17 protein-coding genes are annotated in these 17,765 nt (G+C 70.8%); 10 read left to right on the plus strand and 7 right to left on the minus strand.

From position 1 onward, the window contains the following. Window positions 1-19 precede the first annotated feature (19 nt). The 4 genes from BR31_RS28500 to BR31_RS30615 all read left to right on the plus strand — a co-directional run bounded on the left by BR31_RS28500 (window position 20) and on the right by BR31_RS30615 (window position 3,915). Window positions 20-1,477 carry a lipase maturation factor family protein gene (locus tag BR31_RS28500; RefSeq protein ID WP_037176522.1) on the plus strand — a complete coding sequence of 486 codons (1,458 nt, stop codon included), beginning with the start codon at window positions 20-22 and terminating at the stop codon, window positions 1,475-1,477. Between the two features lie 27 nt (window positions 1,478-1,504). Next, window positions 1,505-1,891, plus strand: a complete 387-nt coding sequence (locus tag BR31_RS0113045; RefSeq protein WP_027501357.1) for an RNA-binding S4 domain-containing protein — start codon at window positions 1,505-1,507, stop codon at window positions 1,889-1,891. A gap of 184 nt (window positions 1,892-2,075) precedes the next feature. Further along, window positions 2,076-2,912, plus strand: a complete 837-nt coding sequence (locus tag BR31_RS28505) for a hypothetical protein (RefSeq protein ID WP_156042471.1) — start codon at window positions 2,076-2,078, stop codon at window positions 2,910-2,912. A 172-nt stretch (window positions 2,913-3,084) separates the two neighbouring features. Next, complete coding sequence (locus BR31_RS30615; RefSeq protein ID WP_156042472.1) at window positions 3,085-3,915, plus strand: hypothetical protein; 831 nt, start codon at window positions 3,085-3,087, stop codon at window positions 3,913-3,915. 75 nt (window positions 3,916-3,990) lie between these two features. Here BR31_RS30615 and BR31_RS0113060 read toward each other — a convergent pair whose 3' ends face one another. Both BR31_RS0113060 and cobN read right to left on the minus strand, forming a co-directional pair. Then, entirely contained in the window at window positions 3,991-4,371 is a 381-nt protein-coding gene (locus BR31_RS0113060) for a PPOX class F420-dependent oxidoreductase (protein WP_027501358.1), read from the minus strand. Between the two features lie 28 nt (window positions 4,372-4,399). Beyond that, the gene (gene cobN, locus BR31_RS0113065) at window positions 4,400-8,005 is read right to left on the minus strand and encodes a cobaltochelatase subunit CobN (RefSeq protein WP_027501359.1); all 3,606 of its coding nucleotides are present in this window, start codon (window positions 8,003-8,005) and stop codon (window positions 4,400-4,402) included. A gap of 192 nt (window positions 8,006-8,197) precedes the next feature. Between cobN and cobG the strand changes: the two genes are divergently transcribed. From cobG to BR31_RS0113085, 4 genes are all read left to right on the plus strand, one after another. Next, window positions 8,198-9,352 (plus strand): precorrin-3B synthase, encoded by a 1,155-nt coding sequence (cobG, locus tag BR31_RS0113070; protein WP_027501360.1) that lies wholly within the window; start codon window positions 8,198-8,200, stop codon window positions 9,350-9,352. A gap of 18 nt (window positions 9,353-9,370) precedes the next feature. Then, the gene (locus BR31_RS0113075) at window positions 9,371-9,994 is read left to right on the plus strand and encodes a precorrin-8X methylmutase (RefSeq protein WP_027501361.1); all 624 of its coding nucleotides are present in this window, start codon (window positions 9,371-9,373) and stop codon (window positions 9,992-9,994) included. Further along, window positions 9,994-11,511, plus strand: coding sequence for a precorrin-3B C(17)-methyltransferase (gene cobJ, locus BR31_RS0113080; RefSeq protein ID WP_037176525.1), 1,518 nt, complete (start codon window positions 9,994-9,996; stop codon window positions 11,509-11,511). Before BR31_RS0113075 ends, cobJ begins: the two co-directional genes overlap by 1 nt. A gap of 112 nt (window positions 11,512-11,623) precedes the next feature. Further along, window positions 11,624-12,298, plus strand: a complete 675-nt coding sequence (locus tag BR31_RS0113085) for a TetR/AcrR family transcriptional regulator (RefSeq protein ID WP_027501363.1) — start codon at window positions 11,624-11,626, stop codon at window positions 12,296-12,298. On the opposite strand, the gene BR31_RS28515 is transcribed toward BR31_RS0113085, so the two are convergent. Genes BR31_RS28515 through BR31_RS0113105 form a run of 4 tightly spaced genes read right to left on the minus strand, consistent with a single transcriptional unit; the run spans window position 12,278 to window position 15,727 of the window. Next, window positions 12,278-13,027, minus strand: a complete 750-nt coding sequence (locus tag BR31_RS28515; RefSeq protein WP_231496473.1) for a cobalt-precorrin-6A reductase — start codon at window positions 13,025-13,027, stop codon at window positions 12,278-12,280. The genes BR31_RS0113085 and BR31_RS28515 overlap by 21 nt on opposite strands. Further along, window positions 13,027-13,776 (minus strand): precorrin-4 C(11)-methyltransferase, encoded by a 750-nt coding sequence (gene cobM, locus BR31_RS0113095; RefSeq protein ID WP_027501364.1) that lies wholly within the window; start codon window positions 13,774-13,776, stop codon window positions 13,027-13,029. Before cobM ends, BR31_RS28515 begins: the two co-directional genes overlap by 1 nt. After that, window positions 13,773-14,993: a bifunctional cobalt-precorrin-7 (C(5))-methyltransferase/cobalt-precorrin-6B (C(15))-methyltransferase gene (locus BR31_RS0113100; protein WP_027501365.1), complete on the minus strand. Its 1,221-nt coding sequence runs from the start codon at window positions 14,991-14,993 to the stop codon at window positions 13,773-13,775. The genes cobM and BR31_RS0113100 overlap by 4 nt, the downstream gene beginning before the upstream one ends. Continuing rightward, entirely contained in the window at window positions 14,990-15,727 is a 738-nt protein-coding gene (locus tag BR31_RS0113105; protein WP_027501366.1) for a decaprenylphospho-beta-D-erythro-pentofuranosid-2-ulose 2-reductase, read from the minus strand. The genes BR31_RS0113100 and BR31_RS0113105 overlap by 4 nt, the downstream gene beginning before the upstream one ends. Window positions 15,728-15,758: 31 nt before the next feature. Between BR31_RS0113105 and BR31_RS0113110 the strand changes: the two genes are divergently transcribed. Further along, a complete protein-coding gene (locus tag BR31_RS0113110) occupies window positions 15,759-16,172 on the plus strand; it encodes a PPOX class F420-dependent oxidoreductase (RefSeq protein ID WP_027501367.1) in 414 nt (137 codons plus the stop codon). 129 nt (window positions 16,173-16,301) lie between these two features. Beyond that, window positions 16,302-16,754 (plus strand): hypothetical protein, encoded by a 453-nt coding sequence (locus BR31_RS0113115; RefSeq protein ID WP_037176527.1) that lies wholly within the window; start codon window positions 16,302-16,304, stop codon window positions 16,752-16,754. 9 nt (window positions 16,755-16,763) lie between these two features. Here the strand turns inward: BR31_RS0113115 and BR31_RS0113120 are convergent, their stop codons facing one another. After that, complete coding sequence (locus BR31_RS0113120; protein ID WP_027501369.1) at window positions 16,764-17,720, minus strand: R2-like ligand-binding oxidase; 957 nt, start codon at window positions 17,718-17,720, stop codon at window positions 16,764-16,766. Window positions 17,721-17,765 lie beyond the last annotated feature (45 nt).

Raw genomic sequence — 17,765 nt, forward strand, 5'->3', positions numbered from 1 at the left:
TCGCCCGAAGGCGGCGACGGTGGACTGGTTCAACGCGGACGGCTATTGGCTCGGGCGGCTGCTCTTCACGGAAGGCCTCGCCGCCATCTACCTGACTGCGTTTCTGGTGGCAGTCAACCAGTTCCGGGCTCTGATCGGCAGCAATGGGATGCTCCCGATCCCCGACTACCTGGCCGCGGCGTCGTTCCGGCGTTCGCCGAGCCTGTTCCACCTGCACTACTCCGACCGGTTCTTCGCCGCCGTGGCGTGGACCGGGGCCGGCCTGGCGGCCCTCACCGTGCTCGGCGTCACCGCCCGGCTGCCGCTGCCCGCACACATGCTGGTCTGGTTCGCGATGTGGCTGCTCTACCTGTCGATCGTCAACGTCGGCCAGGTCTGGTACGGGTTCGGCTGGGAGTCGTTGCTGCTCGAGGTCGGGTTCCTTGCGGTCTTTCTCGGCAACGCCGACACCGCGCCACCGGTGGCGGTTCTGCTGCTGCTGCGATGGCTGCTGTTCCGGCTCGAATTCGGCGCCGGGATGATCAAGATCCGCGGGGACTCCTGCTGGCGAGATCTGACCTGCCTCTACTACCACCACGAGACCCAGCCGATGCCAGGACCGCTGAGCTGGTACTTCCACGGGCTCCCCCGGCCGCTGCACCGGGCGGAGGTCGCCGGCAACCACCTGGCGCAGCTGGTGATGCCCTTCGGTCTGTTCGCCCCGCAGCCGGTCGCCGCGATCGCGGCGGGGGTGATGATCGTGACGCAGCTGTGGCTGGTCGCCAGCGGTAACTTCGCGTGGCTGAACTGGCTCGCGCTGGTGCTGGCGGTGTCGGTGCTGCCGGACAGCGTGCTCGGCGCGGTCCTGCCGATCGGACAACCAGCCGAGTCCGGGTCCACCCCGCCCGCATTCGTGGCCGTGGTGATCGCGGTGACCGCCCTCGTCCTCGTGCTCAGCTACTGGCCCGCCCGCAACCTGGCCTCGCACAGCCAGCTGATGAATGCCTCGTTCAACTCCTGGCACCTGGTGAACACGTATGGCGCCTTCGGCCACGTCACCAGGATCCGGTACGAGGTGGTCGTGGAGGGCACCGAGGCGCAGCGCATCACTCCGGACGCGGTGTGGCGGGAGTACGAGTTCAAGGGCAAGCCGGGCGACATCAGGCGGCGGCCCCGCCAGTTCGCTCCGTACCACCTACGCCTCGACTGGCTGATGTGGTTCGCCGCGATCTCGCCAGGCTACGCCAGGGGGTGGTTCGTCGCGTTCGCCGAGAAGCTGCTCCAGAACGACGCCGCGACGCTGGCACTGCTCCGGCACAATCCGTTTGCGCAGTCGCCGCCCACCTTTGTGCGGGCCCGCCTGTTCCGCTACCGGTTCAGTACCCGGCAGGAGCACCACGACAGTGGCGTGTGGTGGCACCGGACCCCGGTCTCGGACTATCTGCCTCCCATCCGGCTCGCGGTGAGGCCTGCAGGCGGCGGAGCGAACGAGGGATGAGCCGGCCCGCTCGGTACCCTGGACGGCATGTCGAGCGGGGAGACCACCAGCGTGCGGGTGGACAGCTGGGCGTGGTCCGTGCGCCTGTTCAAGACCCGCTCCGCGGCGGCCGCCGCGTGCCGCGCAGGCCACGTGCGAGTGAACGGGGTGTCGGCCAAACCCGCGCAGCCGGTACAGGTCGACGACGAGGTGCGGGTGCGCGTCGCGGGCACCGAACGGGTAGTCGCGGTGGCCAGGCTCATCCGCAAACGGGTCGGGGCAGCCGAGGCCGCGCTGTGCGTGATCGACAGGACGCCTCCTCCACCGCCGCACGAGGAACTGATTGCCGTGCCGCGCCGGGACCGCGGATCCGGGCGACCCACGAAACATGAACGGCGCGAGTTGAATAGGCTGCGCGGCTTCAACGACGACTGACTTTCAGGCGCCCGCGGAATCATCTCACCCATTCTCGGTATGCGGCGTGAAATCTCGTGCCATGCTTCCCCCCGCCGGTGGCGACCGCCACCGAATCGGCGTGATCTCGGAGGAGCAATCGATGATGGGTCGGGTTCGACAGGGTTCGGTGTGGGGGCACCGTGCGGTGAGGGTTACCGCAGCAGTGGGGCTTTCCGCGGCGTGCGTGTCGGCAGGCCTGATCGGTGCGGGCGGAGCGTCAGCGCAGCCGGGCTTCACGCTCGGGTGCTCGACCGATTCCGATCACACCGTCTGCTCATACGAGAGCTTCGCCCCAGCCGAGTACTACCTGGACGTCCCCCTCGGAGTCACCTCGGTCTCGGTCACAGCGAAGGGCGGTGGCGGTCATGGGGTGCAGGGCGGACGTGGCGGAATCGTCACCTCCGATCTTCCGGTGACACCGGGGCAGCGGCTGTTCATCATGGTGGGCCCCGGTGGCGGGTCGGGCCTGAACGCGGGCGGCGGATTCGCCGCGGTGGCAACGCAATCGGCAGACGGCAACTGGACCGCCGGGATGAACTCGCGCCTGCTCGTCGCGCCGGGCGGCGGTGGCGGAGGGGCCGGTGCGGGCGGGAACGCCGGCGCCTCGGCACCAGGTGCCGGGGGTGGCCAGGCCGGATCCGATCTCGCGGGGGGCGCGGCAGGCATCGCTGGGACCGCAGGCGTGCTCGGCGCCGGTGGTTCGGGTGGCCTCCTTGGTTCGGGTGGCGGTGGCGGCTACTTCGGCGGCGGCGGTGGCGCGGGCGGCGGTGGTGGCTCGTTCCTGGTCCCGGCAGGCGGCAGCAGTGGACTCGCTCCGGCCGGTTCGTTTCCGTCGGTCGTCATCGAGTTCGACTCTTCCTACGTCCTGGGCACGGGCAGCAGCGGCTCCGGCAGCGCGGGTAGCTCCGGCGGGTCCGGAAGTGCGGGCAGCAGTGATTCCGGCAGCGCGGGAAGTTCCGGCGGGTCAGGGAGCGCGGGTAGCTCCGGACCCGCGTCCTAACCGGGTTCCGGATCGGCCGATTCGCCCGGATCGGCCGATCCGGTCCACGCCGAGTGGAACCAGCGTCCAGTTCAATGCCCAAATGCGCCTGTATTGACGTCGGGAACGTGGCATGCTTCCAGCGCCGGTCGCAATCGCCCCGGACAATTAGAGAACTCAGCGAGGTTGTTTGATGCAAGCGCGTGTGTGGGAGGCGGGGTCGACACGGATGCGGCGCACCGTGGGTCTGGCCGCAACAGTTGGCATGACGGCTGCCGTCGTGGCCGGGGTGACCGGTGGCGCAAGTGTGGCCGCCGCCGACGTGGTCGTGGGGTGCACGCAGGCAGGCATCATCGTCAACTGTGCCTTCAAGGTCGACGGCGAGCACGTCCTCCCCATTCCTGCGGGGGTGACCTCGGTGAAGGTGACCGCCTTCGGTGAGGCGGGGCAGAACGGGGTCGGCACCGGCGGACTGGGCGGAGTCGTGACCGCGGACGTCCCCGTCACCGGCGGCACGAACCTGTACGTCCTGGTCGGTGAGGGCGCCGGCAACGGCGGCGGCTTCTCTGGAGTGGCCACCGAATCGCTGAAGCAGGACCGGGAGAAGGGCCTCAAGTCGCGGACCCTCGTCGCGCCCGGCGGCGGAGCGGGCAGCCTCGGGGTCCCCGGTGCCAACGCGGGCGAGTCCGGGTCGGGCGCCGCGGGCGGCAAGGCAGGCACCGCGAACGCGGGCGGTGCGGGCGGCAGCGGCTCTCCGTCCGGCGCTTCCGGCGTGCTCGGTGACGGCGGCGCGGGTGTCAACGGCGGCGGCGACGGCGGCTCCGGCTACTACGGCGGCGGTGGCGGCGCGGCCTTCGGTGCCGGCGGCGGCGGTTCGTACCTGGTCCCCAAGGACGGCACGAAGCGGCTCGCGGCGGCAGGCGACAAGGCCAAGGTGCTCATCCAGTTCAACTCGCTGAACCCGATCATCCCGATCCCGGGTCTCCCCGATCTCAGCCAGCTGAGCTCGTCCTTCGGCAGCTGACAGGTCACCAAGGAGTCGACGAGGCCCGCACCGGCAGATCTGCCGGTGCGGGCCTCGTTCCGTATCGGCCGGCTGTCAGGGTGTGGTGACGGCGAGGCCGATCGTGCCGGTCTTGCCGCGGCGCAGCAGGCTGCCCTTGACCGTGAGCCAGCCGAGGATCCCGTACTTGCGGGTGATGACCTCGCGGGCGTGCTCGGTCCCGGAGTCGTCGAGCACGACCGCGGTCGCCTCGATCGCGTCGCCCTTCTGAGTGCCGCGCACATCGCAGGCCGCGACCGTCACCCGCGGGTTGCGACGGATCCGCTTGACCTTCCACGAGTCGGTGACCGTCCACAACAGCAGGCGGTCGCCGTCGAGCGCCGCCCACAGCGGGGTCGGGACCGCCGAGCCGTCCTTGCGGAAGGTGGTCAGCAGGACGTACTTGGCGGCACCGATCTCGCTCAGCGTTGGGCTCATGCCGATCAGCCTAGGGGCACCGGGCCGACTACTCCCCCTCGAGCTCGCCCTCGGTCTCGAGGTAGACCTGTCGCAGCCCGTCGAGCGTCTGCTGCTCGGGCTGCTCCCACATGTCGCGCTCGGCGGCCTCGAGCAGCCGCTCCGCGATCCCGTGCAGCGCCCAGGGATTGGACTCGGTCATGAACTTGCGGTTCTGCTCGTCCAGCACGTAGGTCTCGGCGAGCTTCTCGTACATCCAGTCCGCGACGACGTTGGTGGTGGCGTCGTACCCGAACAGGTAGTCGACGGTCGCGGCCATCTCGAAGGCGCCCTTGTAGCCGTGCCTGCGCATCGCCTCGAGCCAGCGCGGGTTGACCACCCGCGCGCGGAACACCCGGGCGGTCTCCTCCGACAGCGTGCGGGTGCGGACGGCGTCGGGTCGGGTGCTGTCGCCGATGTAGGCCTCCGGAGATTTCCCCGTCAGCGCGCGGACGGTGGCGACCATGCCGCCGTGGTACTGGAAGTAGTCGTCGGAGTCGGCGATGTCGTGTTCGCGGGTGTCGGTGTTCTTGGCGGCCACCGCGATTCGGCGGTAGGCGGTGCGCATGTCGTCGGATGCGGGCGCGCCGTCGAGGCCTCGGCCGTAGGCGTAGCCGCCCCAGGTCGTGTACACCTCGGCGAGGTCGGCGTCGTTACGCCAGCTCTTCGAGTCGATCAGCTGGAGCAGTCCCGCGCCGTAGGTGCCCGGCTTGGACCCGAAGATGCGGGTGGTGGCCCGGCGGTCGTCGCCGTGCTCGGCCAGGTCCGCCTGAGCGTGGGCACGGATGTAGTTGCTCTCGGCGGGCTCGTCCAGCGCCGCGACCAGCCGGACCGCGTCGTCGAGCAGCGCAAGCACGTGCGGGAAGGCGTCCCGGAAGAAACCACTGATGCGGACGGTCACGTCGACGCGGGGCCTGCCCAGCTCCTCCAACGAAATGATCTCCAGGCTGGTGACGCGCCGCGAGGCCTCGTCCCACACCGGCCGGACACCCAGCAGGGCAAAGACTTCCGCGATGTCATCGCCGGAGGTGCGCATCGCCGAGGTGCCCCAGACGGAGAGCCCGACGGACCGCGGATACTCGCCGTGATCGGCCAGGTAGCGAGCCAGTAGCGATTCCGCCATCGCCTGACCGGTCTCCCAGGCCAGTCGCGACGGCACCGCCTTCGGATCAACCGAATAGAAGTTGCGACCGGTGGGCAGCACGTTGACCAGACCGCGCAGCGGCGACCCGCTCGGACCGGCGGCGATGAACCGACCGTCGAGGGCGCGCAGCACCTGCGCGATCTCGCCTGCCGTCTGCCGCAACCGAGGCACCACCTCCGCCGCCGCGAACTCCAGCACGGCCACCACCTGCTCGCCGTGCTCGGCACCCAACGTCGCCGCGGCGGCCGGGTCCCAGTCGGTGGCCTGCAGGTCCGCGACCAGCCGATGCGCGATCTCCTCGATCGCGTCGACCCGGGTGCGGGCCTCGTCGCCGTCCTCGCTGAGCCCCAGCGCCTCTCGCAGGCCGGGCACGGTGCGTTCGCCGCCCCACATCTGCCGGGCCCGCAGGATCGCGAGCACGAGCTCGACCTCCGCGTCACCCTCTGGCGCCTGGCCGAGAATGTGCAGCCCGTCGCGGATCTGCACGTCCTTGATCTCGCACAACCAGCCGTCGACGTGCAGCAGCATGTCGTCGAAGACGTCCTCGTCGGGGCGCTCCGCGAGGCCCAGATCGTGGTCCATCTTCGCCGCGCGCATCAGCGTCCAGATCTGCTGGCGGATCGCGGGCAGTTTCGCCGGGTCGAGCGCCGAGATGTTGGAGTGCTCGTCGAGCAGTTGCTCGAGACGCGAGATGTCGCCGTAGCTCTCGGCCCGGGCCATCGGTGGGATCAGGTGGTCGACCAGGGTGGCGTGGGCGCGGCGCTTGGCCTGGGTGCCCTCACCCGGATCGTTCACCAGGAACGGGTAGATCAGCGGCAGCTCACCGAGCGCCGCGTCGGTGCCGCAGGACGCGGACATGCCGAGCGTCTTCCCCGGCAGCCACTCCAGGTTCCCGTGCTTGCCCAGGTGCACCACGGCGTCGGCGCCGAAACCGCCCTCGTCCTGGCGGGCCGCCAGCCAGCGGTAGGCGGCCAGGTAGTGATGGCTCGGCGGCAGATCCGGATCGTGGTAGATGGCAACGGGATTCTCGCCGAACCCGCGGGGCGGCTGCACCATCAGGACCACGTTGCCGACCTGCATCGCCGCGATGACGATCTCGCCGTCGGGGTCCGCCGACCGGTCAACGTACAGCTCGCCGGGCGCGGCGCCCCAGTGCTTCTCGACGCCCTCGCGCAGGTCCTGCGGCAGCGTGGCGAACCACTGGCGGTACCGCGCCGCGGAGATGCGGATCGGGTTGCCCTCGAGTTGCTCCGCGGTCAGCCAGTCCGGGTCCTGCCCGCCCGCCGCGATGAGCGCATGGATCAGGGCGTCACCGTCCCCTGCGGCCAGGCCGGGCAGTGCGTCCTCCCCGTCGAGCGGCCCGAGGTCGTAGCCGGCCGCGCGCATCTCGGTGAGCAGCGCGATCGCGCTGGCCGGGGTGTCCAGGCCGACGGCATTCCCGATGCGGGCGTGCTTGGTCGGATAGGCGGAGAGCATCAACGCGATCCGCTTCTCCGCCAACGGGATGTGCCGCAGCCGGGCGTGCCGCACCGCGATGCCCGCGACCCGGGCCGCCCGCTCCGGGTCGGGCACGTACGCGGTGAGTCCGTCGGCGTCGATCTCCTTGAACGAGAACGGAACCGTGATCAGCCGGCCGTCGAACTCGGGCACCGCGACCTGCGTCGCGACGTCCATCGGCGAGAGGCCGTCGTCGTTGGACTCCCATGCCTCGCGGCTGCTGGTCAGGCACAGGCCCTGCAGGATGGGCACGTCGAGCGCGGCCAGTTCGGTGACATCCCAGGCCTCGTCGTCCTCGCCTGCCGATGCGCCCGCGGGCTTGGTGCCGCCCGCCGCGAGGACGGTCACCACCATGGCGTCGACCGTGCCGAGGGTCGCGAGCAGCTCCGGCTCGGCCGTGCGCAGCGAGGCGCAGAAGATGGGCAGTGCGTTGGCACCCGCGGCCTCGATCGCGCGGCACAGGGCCTCGACGTACTCGGTGTTGCCTGCCAGGTGCTGGGCGCGGTAGTAGAGCACCGCGATGGTGGGGCCGTCGTTCTCCGCGACCGTGCCCCGCTCCAGGTGGCCCCAGGTGGGGGTGTGCACCGGCGGCTCGAATCCGTACCCGGTGAGCAGCACGGTGTCGGTGAGGAAGTGGTGCAACTGGAGCAGGTTCTGCGCGCCGCCCTGGGCCAGGTACGAATGCGCCTCGGCGGACACGCCGCCCGGCACCGTCGAGTGCTCCATCAGCTCGGCATCCGGGGCGAGCTCGCCGCCGAGCACCACCGTCGGCAGGCCGGCGGCGAGGACGGCATCGAGCCCGTCCTCCCAGGCGCGGCGGCCGCCGAGGATGCGCACCACCACCAGCTCGACCCCCTCGAGCAGACCGGGCAGGTCGTCCACAAGGAGCCGGGACGGGTTCGCCCAGCGGTACTCGGCGCCGCTGGCACGGGCGCTGAGCAGGTCGGTGTCGGACGTCGACAGCAGCAGGATCACGGTGAGGCCTCCTCGGGGTTTCGCGCCCCATCGGTACGGAACGGCAGCGGCGGAGGGTCTGGCTCCCCGGTGCCCGCGGGCGGCGGGCGGTCGGGTGACAGTGGCGCGACCGCACCGGATTCCCACCGGTTTCCTCTCGAGCTGCCGCAAGCGCCGCTGATGCTACCGGTGCCGGGACGTAGCCTGGAGACGATGTCCGCTGAACCGAACACCCCCGACCGTTCCCGCCCCGACGCCTGCCCCGGTGCCCTCCAGGTGCACCAGGCGGCTGACGGCGCGCTGGCCCGGGTGCGGCTGCCCGGCGGGTACCTCGAACCGGGCCAGTTACAGGCGCTGGCCGAGGCGTCCCGCGAACTCGCGGCGGGCGAGCTGGAGCTCACCTCGCGCGGCAATCTGCAGCTGCGCGCGGTCACCGACCCCTCCCGCTTCGCCGAGCGGCTGGCCGAGATCGGCCTGCTGCCCTCGGCCACCCACGAACGGGTGCGCAACATCCTCGCCAGTCCCCTGTCCGGGCGGATCGGTGGTCTCGTCGACGTGCGCGACTGGGTGCGCGATCTCGACCGCGGCCTGTGCGCCGACCCGATGCTGGCGCGACTGCCGGGTCGGGTGATGTTCTCCCTCGACGACGGTCGCGGCGACGTCTCGGGGCTGTCCGCGGACCTCGGTCTGCACGCCGTCGGCGCCGACGAGGTGAGCCTGGTCCTGGCCGGCCGCGACTCCGGCGCCCGGATCCCCGCGGTCGACGGGGTGCCGGTGCTGCTCGAGGCCGCCCGACACCTGCTCGCGATCCGCGGGGACGAGTGGCGGCTGCACGAGATCGAGGAAGGTCCGGAGCGGATCCTCGCCCTTCTCGGCCTGCGGGCCGGGGCGGAGCCCGCCGACCTGGCGGCCGATGGGGCCGGGCCGATCGGCTGGCTCGATCACGGCGACGGCAGCGTCACCCTTGCCGCAGGCCTCGCGCTCGGGACGATCCCCGCGCGCACCGCTGAGTTCCTGGCCGCCGTTGACAGGCCCCTCGTGGTGACGCCGTGGCGTTCGGTTCTGCTGTGCGACCTCGACGAATGGACCGCGGAGCAGGTGGTGCGGGTGCTCGCGCCGATGGGTCTGATCTTCGACGCCGGCTCGCCCTGGCTGCAGGTCAGTGCCTGCACGGGAAGCCCCGGTTGCGCCAAGTCCCTTGCCGATGTCCGCGGCGACCTCGGTGCGGCGGTTGCGGCCGGGGAGCTGCCGGTGGACGGCAGGCAGCACTGGGTTGGCTGCGAGCGCAAATGCGGCAGGCCCAAGGGCGAGGTCGTCGACGTGGTGGCCACCGGCGACGGCTACCGGGTGGACCGACGGCCGCGCTGACCCCATATCGTGTGGCGCATGACCGACTACATCCGCGACGGCGCCGAGATCTACCGTCAGTCCTTCGCCACCATCAGGGCCGAGGCTGACCTCGGCCGGTTCCCGGCGGACGTATCGCAGGTGGTGGTGCGGATGATCCACGCGTCGGGACAGGTCGACCTGGTCGACGACATCGCGTTCACGCCCGGCGTCGTCGAGTCCGCCCGTGCCGCGCTGCGGGCTGGGGCTCCGATCCTGTGCGACGCGACCATGGTCGCGGCGGGAGTCACCCGCAAGCGGCTGCCCGCGAACAACGAGGTGCTGTGCGCCCTTGCCGATCCCCGTGTCCCCGTGATCGCCGAGCAGCTGGGCAACACCCGATCCGCCGCCGCACTCGAGCTGTGGGGCGACAAGCTGGACGGCGCGGTTGTCGCGATCGGAAACGCCCCGACCGCGCTGTTCCACCTGCTCGACATGATCGATCAGGGCGCACCGCGCCCGGCGGCGATCGTGGGTGGACCGGTGGGCTTCATCGGCGCCGCCGAGTCCAAGGACGACCTGATCGCCCGCGGTAGCTCGGAGTACCTGGTCGTCCGCGGTCGCCGCGGCGGCAGCGCGATCACCGCGGCCGCGCTCAACGCCATCGCCAGCGAGGTGGAGTGATGGTGGATCAGGTGACCCCCGGCAAGCTCTGGGGCATCGGGCTCGGCCCGGGCGATCCGGAGCTGGTGACGGTGAAGGCGGCCCGGATCATCGCCGAGGCCGACGTCATCGCGTTCCACAGCGCCAGGCACGGTCGCAGCATCTCGCGTGCCGTCGCACAGCCCTACATGCGAGAGGGCCAGATCGAGGAGCACCTGGTGTACCCGGTGACCACCGAGACGGTGGATCACCCCGGCGGCTATCAGGGCGCGATCGACGAGTTCTATGCGGCGGCAGCGCAGCGGCTGGCCGAGCATCTCGAGGCGGGCCGGACGGTGGCGCTGCTCGCGGCGGGCGACCCGCTCTTCTACAGCTCCTACATGCACATGCACAAGCGGTTGCAGGACCGGTTCGAGGCGGAGGTGATCCCGGGCGTCACGTCCATCAGTGCGGCCTCGGCGGCGCTCGGCACTCCCCTCGTCGAGCGCGACGAGATCCTCACCGTGCTGCCGGGCACCCTCCCCGTCGAGGAACTGACCAGGCGGCTGCGGGAGACGGATTCGGCGGCGATCCTCAAGCTCGGCCGCACCTTTCCCGCCGTGCGGCAGGCGCTCACCGATTCCGGCCGCCTCGCCGAGGCCAGCTATGTCGAGCGGGCCAGTACCCCCAAGCAGCGGGTGATCGCGGCCGCCGATGTGGACGAGTCGCAGGTGCCGTACTTCTCGATCGCGCTGGTGCCGAGTCCGTCGAACAACGGTGCCGTGGCGGACCGGGCAGCGTCTACGGGGCAGGCGACGGGATACGTCACCGTGGTCGGGCTCGGGCCCGGCGACGAGGCATGGACCACCCCCGAGGTGCGCGCGGAGCTGGCTCGCGCGACCGACATCGTCGGGTACACCACCTATGTCAACCGGGTGCCCGTGATCGAGGGCCAGAACCGGCACGCGAGCGACAACAAGGTCGAATCCGAGCGTGCGGCAATGGCATTGGACCTGGCCAAGCGCGGCGCGCGGGTGGTCGTGGTGTCCTCAGGTGACCCCGGCGTATTCGCGATGGCGGCCGCGGTGATCGAGATGGCCGCCGACGATCAGTGGTCCGGCGTCCCGGTCCGGGTGCTGCCCGGCATGACCGCGGCCAACGCCGTCGCGAGCCGGGCGGGCGCCCCGCTCGGCCACGACTACGCGGTGATCTCGCTCTCCGATCGACTCAAGCCGTGGGACATCGTCGCCAAGCGGATCTCCGCGGTGGCCGCGGCGGACATGGCGATCGCCGTCTACAACCCCGCGTCGCGTTCGCGCACCTGGCAGGTGGGCGCGATGCGCGACCTGCTGCTCGAGCATCGCGATCCCGCGACCCCGGTCATCATCGGCCGTGACGTCGCGGGTCCGCAGGAGAGCGTTCGGATCGTCACCCTCGGCGAGCTCGACCCCGCCGAGATCGACATGCGTTGCCTCCTGATCATCGGCTCCTCGCTGACCACCGTGGTCGACGGCGCCGAGGGCGCCCTGGTGTTCACGCCCCGCCGCTACCCGGCGTGAAGTTCCTACGCTGAACCACTTGACGCGGTTGAGATCCCAGACGAACGGACGACACGGACCCTCTGTTGGACGATTGTCCAAAAGAGGGTCCGTCAAGCGCTAGGATCACTGAATGGGAAGTAGGCTCACTGGGGATGAGCGGCGCGCCACCTTGGTGATGAGCGCGCTGGAACTGGCCAAACGTGGCGGCATGGAAGCCGTCACCATCAGAGCGGTCGCCGCACATACGGGCGTGTCGATCGGCATGGTCCAGTACTGCTTCGAGAACAAGGAAGAGCTCGTGGTCGCCATGGCCGAGCAACTCGTCCTCGAACTCAGTGGCTCGGCCCGCATCACCTTCGACACCCTCACCGAATGGCCGGATCTGCGTGGCAGGCAAGGCCTGTACACGCTGATCCGGACGGGGCTCGAGTGGGGCTGGCCGGTGATCGAGGCCAACCCGGAGCGTCGGCTGCTGACCTACGAGATCATGGCCCAATCGCTCCGCCACCGCGAGGCCGGTTTCCCGCGCGCGGGTGCGATCGCCGTCGCCCAGCGGGAGCACATGACCGCCGAGGTCGCGGCATTCATGGACGAATGTGCGCGGGCAACCGGAACCGCGTGGACCGAGCCTGTTTCCGCGATCGCTCGATTCGGACTCGCCACCCTGGACGGGTTGGTGCTGCGGTGGCTGGTCGATCGCGACACCGAGGTGACGAATCGGCACCTGGACGTATTGGCGCAGGCGGTGGCGGCCAAGGCGGTCGAGGTGCCCGCCGATGACGATTCAGTCGAGGACGGCGAGTAGCCAGCGCTCCGCTTCGTCGACGCCGTCGAACACCGTGGCGCCGAGCGGATTCGGCGGACGACGGATCATCACGACCGGGACGCCGAGTTCTCGCGCAGCGGTGAGTTTCGCGACCGTCAGGTCTCCCCCGCTGTTCTTGGAGACCAGCACGTCGATGTCGTGCTCACGCAGCAGCGCGGACTCACGGCCGACCTCGAAGGGTCCGCGGTCGAGCAGAAGCGTCATCCGGGCCGGTGTCGGGCCCTCTGGCGGATCGATCGCCCGGACCAGGAAATCGGCGTCCACGGTGGCGAATCGGTCCACACCCTGCCTGCCGATGGTGAGAAACACCCGGCGCCCCAGGTCCGGCAGCGCGGCCGCGGCGGCCTCGAGCGAGTCCACCTCCAACCAGTTGTCACCCGGGCGGGGCGACCACGGCGGCCGTTGCACCACGGCGAACGGGAGCCCGGACCGGGTGGTCGCCGCCGCCGCGTTGCCCGAGATGCGGGCCGCGAACGGATGGGTGGCGTCGAGCACGGCGCGGATGGCGTTGTCGCGAAGCCAGTCCTGCAGTCCGGTCGCTCCCCCGAACCCGCCGATCCGCACCTCGCCCTCGGGCAGCCTGGGGTCGCGGACCCGGCCGGCCAGCGACGAGACGACCTCGACGTCCGGTGCGCCCGACAGCCGGGCCGCCAGGGATCGGGCCTCGGCGGTCCCGCCGAGGATCAGCACGCGCATCGTCGGCGCCATCAGTGGTCGGTTCGCCGCCGCGAGGCCGAGTACAGGTAGCTGTCCGGGAATCCCTCGGCGCTCAGTACCCGGCCGACGATGATCACCGCGGTCTTGGTCACCCCGGCCGCGTGCACCTGGGCGGCGACCGAATCGACGGTCCCCCGCAGGATGATCTCGTCCGGTCGGCTGGCGAACGCGACCACCGCGACCGGGCAGTCCCCGCCGTAGGGGCCGCGCAGCTCCTCGGCGACCTGGTCGATGCGGTGTGCGGCCAGGTGGATCACCAGCGTGGCCCCGCTCGCACCCAGGGTCGCCAGGTCCTCACCGGGGGGCATCGCGGTGGACAGCGTGGAGACCCGGGTGAGGACGATCGACTGGGACACGCCGGGGACCGTCAGTTCGCGCCCCAGCGCGGCCGCGGCCGCGGTGAATGCCGGTACCCCCGGCACGATCTGGTAGTCGACGCCTGCCGCGTCGAGGCGGCGGGCCTGTTCGGCGACCGCACTGTAGATGGACGGGTCCCCCGAGTGCAGCCGCGCCACGTCGAGCCCGGCCCGGTCGGCAGCGATCAGGCGGTCGGTGATCTCGTCGAGGCTCAGTCGCGCGGTGTCGACGATCTCCGCCCCCTCGGGGCACATCGCGAGGAGCTCGGCGGGGACCAGGCTGCCCGCGTACAGGCACACCGGGCTCTGGCCGATGATCCGCTGGCCGCGCACCGTGATGAGATCGGCTGCGCCGGGGCCTGCCCCGATGAAATGGACGGTCACTGGGCTTGTTCCTTCTTTGTCGCGATCCACTGGGCTACGGGCAGTTGCGGGCGCCACGCGGTGAACCCGCCGAGCGGCCCGCCCCGGTAGACCTGGAACTTGCGCAGCGTCCCGCCGTGCAGTCCGTGCCACCGCAGCACCAGGGCCTCGGATTCCGCGGTCACCGCGTTCACCACCATCCGGCCGCCGGACGGCAGTCGGTCCCAACAGGTCTCGAAGACCCCTGCCGCGGTCACGCCGCCGCCGAGGAAGATCGCGTCCGGGACCGGTGCGTCCACGAGAGCGGCGGGTGCGGCGCCCCGGATCTCGAGCCCGGGCACGCCGAGCCGGCGGGCGTTGGCCTCCATCCGGGCCGCGCGATCGGGATCCCGCTCGAAACCGATTGCACGGCAGCTGGCATCGGCGCGCATCCACTCGATCCCGATGCTGCCTGCTCCCCCGCCGACATCCCATAGCAACTCGCCGGGGGCAGGCGCGAGCGCGGACAGGGTCAGGGCCCGGATCTCCTGCTTGGTGAGCTGGCCGTCGGACTCGTACGCCTCGTCGGGAAGGCCGGGCACGCGGGTCAGTCGCGGTACCGCGACGCCCCCCGCGCAGCGGACCGCGACGATGTTGAGGGGGTCGCCCGCCGGATGATCCCAGCCGTCCGCCCGGCCCCGCAGGATCCGCTCTCGATCGCCGCCGAGTTGCTCGAGCACGGCGAGTTCACTACCGCCGTACCCGTTCTCGCGGAGCAGCGCGGCCAGTGCCGCCGGGGTGCCCGCGTCGCGACTGAGCACCAGGAACCGCCGATGGTCGGCCAACTCCGGGGCGATCACCTCGACGGGCCTGTTCACGACGCTCACGACAGGGGTCTCGTGCAGCGCCCAGCCGAGCCGGGCGCACGCAAGCGAGGCGGAGGAGGGGTGCGCGATCACCCGCACCCGCTCGGGGCCAACGAGGTTCGTCAGGGTCACCCCGATGCCGTGGAACATCGGGTCGCCGCTGGCGAGCACGCACACCCGCCTGCCGTCGTGCTCGGCGAGCAGGCCGGGCAGCGCGGGCACGAGGGGCGACGGCCAGGGCACCCGCACGGCGTCCGAGCCGTCAGGGACCAGGTCCAAGTGACGCGGCGAACCCATCAACACCTCGGCGCCTGCGATCGCGCGTTGCGCGTTCGGGGACAGCCCGGGCCACCCGTCCGCGCCGATGCCGACGACCGTCAGCGATTCGGTCATCGCGGCATCCGTCGCCAGATGCGTTGTGGCAGGAGCCGCATCACGACGATGGCCAGCCGCAGCATGCCGGGGACCCAGACGCGCTCGCGACCCCGGCGCAGCGCCTTGACCACGGCATCCGCGACCTGCCCTGGGGTGCTCGACATCGGCGCCGGGGTCATCCCTTCGGTCATCTGGCCGATGACGAAGCCGGGGCGGACCAGCAGCAGACTCACGCCGCTGCCCACGAGGGCATCACCGAGGCCGCTGGCGAAGCCGTCGAGCCCGGCCTTGGCCGAGCCGTACACGTAGTTCGCGCGCCGCACCCGGGCGCCCGCGATCGAGGAGAACACCACGATCCGGCCCGATCCCTGCGCGCGCAACAGCTGCGCGAGGTGGGTGAGCACGCCGACCTGCGCGACGAAGTCGGTGTGGATGACGTTGACCGCGTGCTGGGCGTCCGTCTCGGCGCGGGCCTGGTCGCCGAGGATGCCGAAGGCGAGCACCACCACGTCGATCGGGCCGAGCTCGACGATCTCCGACAGCACCCGCCCGTGGTCGGCGAGGTGGTCGGCGTCGAACTCCACGGTCGCGACCGAGGCGGCCCCGGCTGCCAGCACCGCCCGGCGCTGGTCTTCGAGGTCCCCGCTGCGCCGCGCGGCCAGGACGACGGTCCGGCCGGGGGCGAGTCGGGTGGCAACTTCGAGACCGATCTCGCTGCGGCCGCCGAGGATGACGATTGATCCGACACTCATGCCGTCAAGTGTGCTGGACTACGGTCGGCGCATGGCCCGCACCCCCTTCAACCCAGCAGATCTGTCCGCCGAGGCGCTCGCCTTCCTCGCCGATCGGCACCTGGCCACCCTCTCGACGCTGCGCAGTGACGGCACCCCGCACGTGGTGGCGGTCGGGTTCACCTGGGACCAGGAGAACCAGCTCGCCCGGGTGATCACGAACGGCGGTTCGCAGAAGGCGATCAACGCCGAGCGACGCGGGTACGCCGCCGTCACCCAGATCGAGGGCGCGCGGTGGCTGACCCTCGAGGGTCCGGCGACAGTGCGCTCCGACCCCGATTCGGTCGCGGACGCGGTCGCCCGCTACGCCGCCCGGTACCGCCAGCCGCGGGAGAACCCGACCAGGGTCGTCGTCGAGATCGCGGTGCAGCGGGTCATGGGCCTGGGCACCCTGCTCGGCCGCTGACGGTGGGCGCTCGACGCACCCCACCGGGGCGGCTAATGTGATCTAGGTCATACATTGCTCGTCGGGGGGCTCGGCCGTGTGCCTCGACGCGACCGGTCCGGCAATGACGTTCGGACCCAGGGAGCAGCGATGCGCGCTCTACACACCACCCAGATGATCCTCACTCTCGCCGCCCCCGCGGCCGCCGCGGTCCTGATCGCGGGGCCGGCCGCCGCGCTGCCGCCGCACCCGTTCGGGCTGCCCGCGCTGACCATCGGGTGTCCCAACCAAGCCAGCCCGATGTCGCTGACGGCCGCGACCGGCCAGTCAGGACCCGAACCGGGAATCGCTCCCGGGGAGATCAGGTTCCAGTCCTTCCCGGCCGCACCGCCGATCCCAGCGGCCGGACAGGTCACGGTGGCGTGGTTGAACAACACCACCGGTCAGTCCGGCGTGGTGAATCTCGAGGGGGCGTACCCGTACCAGTCCAAGACCGTGTACACCGGGCACGGCGAGGTGACCGCCGCCGCGTTCGCCTCGATCACCCTTGGCCCCGCGGTGATCTGTCAGAACAGTCCGACCGTCGGGACCTTCATCGTGTAGCGACTGCGATCACTCGCTGGCCTCGACGAACACGGCGGCGTCCTCCCGGCCGAACTGGTCCTCGAGTGTCTCCGGCGAGTAGTCGATGTCAATCTCCTCGAGCGGGCGGCCACGGGCCGACTCGATGGCGACGAGCCTGCGTTGCGCCCGGTCGGCCGCGTAGTCGACGAACTCCTGTTCGTCGAGCCCGAACGGCTGCACCTCGAACTGCTTGTTGACCCAGTCGATCATGCCGAGCGCGAGCGGCATCAGCTCGCCCATCCGCTGCTGGACCACACCCCAGTTCGAGTCGTCGGCGGCGACGTGACGCCTGCAGGTGAAGGTGCCCCACGCCATGTGCCTGCGCTCGTCGACGCCGATCCGGCGGATCAGCTCCTGCATCCCTGGCAGGATCCCCTCTTTCGTGCACACCTTCTGCCACGCGAAATAACCCGTCAGGGCGAGGCTGCCCTCGATCACGTGGTTGTAGGTGACGCTGGCCCGCACCTGGTTCGCCGGACTCGGGTCGGTCTCGAGCACGCCGAGCGCGCCGGGCAGCTCCTCGTAGAAGAGAGTGCGGTAGTAGGGGTTCTCCGCGACGAAGGGATGCAGATCGCCGGTGAGGCCGACGGCGTCCATCCACAGCCGGAACACCTGCGTGTGCTTGGCCTCCTCGAAGCAGAACTGCGTCAGGTACATCTCGTCGCCGAGTCGCCCCTCCGCGGACATCGCCTTCATGAACGGCTGGATGTCCTCGGTGACGGCCTCTTCGCCCGCGATGAACTGGGTGCACAGATAGGTCGCGCTGCGCTGCTGTTCGCTGTTCAGTTCGCGCCAGTCCTGGGCGTCGCGCCGGAAGTCGATGTTCGCCGGATCCCAGAACAGTGAGTTCCCCTTGGCGAAGAGTCGCAGCGGGAAGGAATCCCAGTTCAGTCCGCCCGCACGGATCGATCCGAATCCCTGCCTGGTCGGTGAGGAAACAGTCATGACGGCGCTCCTGTGGTCGCGGTGCGTGTCGCGAATATCCATTCA

Origin of the sequence: Rhodococcus sp. UNC363MFTsu5.1, from assembly GCF_000686785.1 — a bacterium.
Classification (GTDB): domain Bacteria; phylum Actinomycetota; class Actinomycetes; order Mycobacteriales; family Mycobacteriaceae; genus Rhodococcus_G; species Rhodococcus_G maanshanensis.

Excerpts from the sequence above, each read along its gene's own strand:
- BR31_RS0113120 (WP_027501369.1), bottom strand. The coding sequence starts at position 17,720 with ATGACTGTTTCCTCACCGACCAGGCAGGGATTCGGATCGATCCGTGCG.
- BR31_RS0113060 (WP_027501358.1), bottom strand. The coding sequence starts at position 4,371 with ATGAGCCCAACGCTGAGCGAGATCGGTGCCGCCAAGTACGTCCTGCTG.
- cobJ (WP_037176525.1), top strand. The coding sequence starts at position 9,994 with ATGGTGGATCAGGTGACCCCCGGCAAGCTCTGGGGCATCGGGCTCGGC.
- BR31_RS0113085 (WP_027501363.1), top strand. The coding sequence starts at position 11,624 with ATGGGAAGTAGGCTCACTGGGGATGAGCGGCGCGCCACCTTGGTGATG.
- BR31_RS0113115 (WP_037176527.1), top strand. The coding sequence starts at position 16,302 with ATGCGCGCTCTACACACCACCCAGATGATCCTCACTCTCGCCGCCCCC.
- BR31_RS30615 (WP_156042472.1), top strand. The coding sequence starts at position 3,085 with ATGCAAGCGCGTGTGTGGGAGGCGGGGTCGACACGGATGCGGCGCACC.
- BR31_RS0113045 (WP_027501357.1), top strand. The coding sequence starts at position 1,505 with ATGTCGAGCGGGGAGACCACCAGCGTGCGGGTGGACAGCTGGGCGTGG.
- BR31_RS0113100 (WP_027501365.1), bottom strand. The coding sequence starts at position 14,993 with ATGACCGAATCGCTGACGGTCGTCGGCATCGGCGCGGACGGGTGGCCC.
- cobG (WP_027501360.1), top strand. The coding sequence starts at position 8,198 with ATGTCCGCTGAACCGAACACCCCCGACCGTTCCCGCCCCGACGCCTGC.
- BR31_RS0113105 (WP_027501366.1), bottom strand. The coding sequence starts at position 15,727 with ATGAGTGTCGGATCAATCGTCATCCTCGGCGGCCGCAGCGAGATCGGT.
- BR31_RS28515 (WP_231496473.1), bottom strand. The coding sequence starts at position 13,027 with ATGGCGCCGACGATGCGCGTGCTGATCCTCGGCGGGACCGCCGAGGCC.
- BR31_RS0113110 (WP_027501367.1), top strand. The coding sequence starts at position 15,759 with ATGGCCCGCACCCCCTTCAACCCAGCAGATCTGTCCGCCGAGGCGCTC.
- BR31_RS0113075 (WP_027501361.1), top strand. The coding sequence starts at position 9,371 with ATGACCGACTACATCCGCGACGGCGCCGAGATCTACCGTCAGTCCTTC.